Annotated in this window: 1 pseudogene; it reads left to right on the top strand. The window is 59.7% G+C overall.

Going from position 1 to position 784, the window contains the following annotated elements:
• Positions 1–397: pseudogene (locus DVK07_RS20055) on the top strand (alpha-amylase); the annotation flags it as partial.
• Positions 398–784 lie beyond the last annotated feature (387 nt).

Here is a 784-nt window from a genome sequence, read left to right on the forward strand (position 1 = left end):
CGCGCTGTTCACCCTTCCAGGAATCCCGATGCTGTACGGCGGTCAAGAGCTGGGACAGCGAGGGAACCGCGACCCGCTCGCGTGGGGCGATGCGCGTGAGGAGATCCGGTCGCACTACGACGACCTGCTCGCGCTCCACGATGATCACCCGGCACTCGGGGTTGAGGGCGACCTCGTCCACGTCGAGTACGAGACGGAGAATCCCGACGGTGTCGTTGCCTTCGGCCGCAAGAACGAGGATGCGGGCTACGTGGTCCTCCTCAACTTCGGCCCCGGAACGGCAACAGTCGGAATCGACGAGACGGTCGATGCGACGGATCTTGTCTCGGGGGTGTCGCGAGCGGCAGAAGACGGACTAACCGTTGAGGACGTCGCGGTCTTCGAAATGGCGGGCTGATAGAGATATACGATATAGTGCTCGGACAATTTCCGTCTATGAAGTAGATGAGATCGATTGAAATTCTCCTCTGCCTGAAGGCGGGAGGAATCCGACCACCAGATTCGAGTAGTCGTCGCCTTTTGATTCCAACCCGCACTCGGAGAGAACCGGAGACACACCGGAGAAAATCTCGTTTGTCTCCCTCGTAGGGCTGTGGCCCGGCCAACGAGCCCCCATCGGACTCCGTGTTATCGCCGTGCGAACCACCGCCGGTTCGTCACCCCTTGTGATTCGGGAACAGCATCTCACCGAGTCCGTAGCATCAACATCAATAAGGGCCGCGAGCATTATCGTTTGGTTAAGCCCTAGCCGGCAGTTTTGTGGGGTTTGAGCGTCGATCGCTCC

This window comes from Halorubrum sp. Atlit-26R (genome assembly GCF_003666015.1).
Classification (GTDB): Archaea; Halobacteriota; Halobacteria; order Halobacteriales; family Haloferacaceae; genus Halorubrum.